Annotated in this window: 2 protein-coding genes; both read left to right on the plus strand. The window is 67.6% G+C overall.

Features of this window, described 5'->3' with window-relative positions:
* The coding region (locus tag ACFDS3_RS20890; RefSeq protein WP_375264243.1) for a hypothetical protein at positions 1-1,495 on the plus strand (1,495 nt) is incomplete at its 5' end.
* On the plus strand, positions 1,492-2,331 hold the full coding sequence (locus ACFDS3_RS20895) for a hypothetical protein (protein WP_375264244.1): 840 nt from the start codon (positions 1,492-1,494) through the stop codon (positions 2,329-2,331). The genes ACFDS3_RS20890 and ACFDS3_RS20895, both read left to right, overlap by 4 nt.
* The last annotated feature ends 179 nt before the right edge of the window (positions 2,332-2,510 follow it).

A 2,510-nucleotide genomic window follows, 5' to 3' on the forward strand; every position in this document is an offset into this window, starting at 1 on the left:
GGAGGGCGCATACATCCTCGATCCCGAAGCGCTCCAGGCCGTGGCCGAAGGGTCTCGCCTGACCCTGCCGGGCCTGCAGCTGGATCTCGCCTCCGTGCCGGCGCGGGTCCGGACGGTCGATCCGGCGCAGCTGCGGGTCGAATTGTCCGAGGAGAAGGCCCAGATCGACCGGCTCACCGAACAGCTCGGCGTTGCGCGCGACATCGAGCGTCAGAAGGCGCGACATGCCGGGCTCCGGGAGGACATCCGGCGGGTCGAGGGCGAGATCCGCGACTACCGTCGGATGGTCGCCTTGCGGGATTCCGCGGACGTTCGGGTCACGGCCCGACGCGAGATCGCCGACGCGCGAAAGGGGCTCGAGGCGGACAGCGCGCGCATCGAGGCGCGCCGGAAGGCCCTGCAGACCCGTCGCGACGCGAATGGCCGGGCGCTTGTAGAGCTGAACGCCAAGGTGGGCCAGATCGAGGCGCTGCGGGTGAAGCGGCCTGACATGCAGCCGCTCGAGCAGCGCAAGTTCGGTTTGCTGGCCGAGATGGCGCATGATCCTCTCGATCAGGTCACGATCGCCATGGCTGATCTTCCCGACGCCCTGGAGCGCTACAACGAGGATTGCTCGCGGCTTCTGCGCGTCGAGAAAGATATCTTCGCCATCCTGCGCGACATCCATGCGCGCGGGCTGACCAAGTTCAGCGACGCCGAGGGGCAGGAGGAGGAAATCGAGCGCCTCGTCGAGTTCGGTCGTCACCTCGATGACGAGGCCCAGGTGATCGAGAAGCAGGCGCGCATCGCCGTCACGCAGGTCTCCAGCGCACTGACCTCGCTCAACGACGACCTCGACCATGTGAAGCGGGAAGTCTCGCGGCTGAACCGCCTCGTGGGCGAGCGACATATCTCGGACATCGAGCAGTTCCGGATCGAGGTCGTCGAGAACAAGGCGCTGACCGGCGCGATCCGGGCGCTGCTCGACGCGGGCGCGCGCAGCAGCGCCGACGACGCGCTCGACCTGTTCAGCCAGGCGTCGACACTGGATGACGAGGCCATCAACAGCGCGAAGGACCTTCTGATACGGCAAGGCGAGCGCAACGGCATCCGCGTGGCGGATCTCTTTCAGCTGTCGTTCCGGCTGACCCGGCGCGGTCAGGCGCCGCAGACGCTCGCCCATCTTTCGAAGGCCGAGAGCAACGGCACCTCGATCATGCTGAAGCTGGTCACCGGGTTGTCGTTCCTCTGCCTCATGCGCGAGCGCGGCGATCCGATCATGGGGGTCTGCTACCTCGATGAGGCATCCTCACTTGACGTGAGGAACCAGCGCAGCCTCGTGGCGACGGCGGCCGATCTCGGCTTCATCATGATCCTCGCGGCGCCTTTGCCGCTGACGTCGACGCGCTGGTCCGTTCCGGTGCGGCTGCACAAGGACAAGCCGATCATCCTGCCGAGCAGCTGGCGGGAGATCGTGCCGCACGAGGCGCAGGACGACGCTGTGGAGGTCGCGTGAGCCTCGACCTGGCGCGCGCTCTCAAGCGCATCGAGGCGGGGGAGATTCCCGCCTCGAGCCTCGGCGTGAAGCAGCGCCGGGCCCTCGATCGCTTCATCTCGGAGACAGGGGGCGCCGTGCTCGAGCGGCGGGGCGGCGGGGCTGTCTACCGCGCGAAATCCGCTTCGGTGATCTCGACGCACCTCGCCCGCTACCGCGATGATCCCGAGCTTGCAGCCGGACAACGGGCTGCCAACCTCGCCTCGAACGGCTCGACAAAGACCGGCGCCACCGGGCTGGGGCGATGCTACCCGATCCTCAGGGCCGTCGGCGGCGCAAGCTGGTGGAACGGCACACGCCGCCTATCGCTAACCCCGGATGGCGAAGGGGCGGTGGGGGCCATGCCGATCGACGCGGCCACGACCTGGACCTCGAAGGAGCCGCTCTGGCTTGTCGAGAACCAGGCGATGCTGGAGGACCTGTCGTGGCTGCCGACCGATGAGCCCTGCAGCGTCATGTGGTATTCAGGCCGCTTGCACGGGCTCGTGCTTGGCTGGCTCTCGCGGAGCCAGGTCGCGCCACGCCTGTTCCACTTCCCCGACTACGACGGCGTCGGACTGGCCGAGCACGCGCGCCTACAGGCGGCCGGGGTGAAATGCCTCGGCTTTCATCTTGCCCCCGGCTGGACCGAGCTGCTCGCGAAGCGGGGGAGCCGCGAATTGTGGGAGATCACCCGCCGCTTTGCCCCGCCAGCAGACACCCTGTCAGGGGCGGCCGCCGTCGTGCATGAAGCGCTCGCGCAAAGCGGAAAGGCGTTGGAGCAGGAAGCGGCGTTCCTGCGCAGCGATCATCGCTGAACCCTGTCAGATAACGACGGGCACGATCCTGATGTCCGGGGACGCGATGCGGCGGCAAGCGAAATACGTCTTGCCGATCCAGTTGAGCCTTTTCGCACCCTGCCAGGCGATGGCAAGACCGCTCCGCTGAATCCCGATCGAGGTGAGCGTGCGCACGTCGCTGATCGCGGCGTAGAGGA

The sequence above is a fragment of the Palleronia sp. genome (genome assembly GCF_042089775.1).
GTDB lineage: Bacteria > Pseudomonadota > Alphaproteobacteria > Rhodobacterales > Rhodobacteraceae > Palleronia.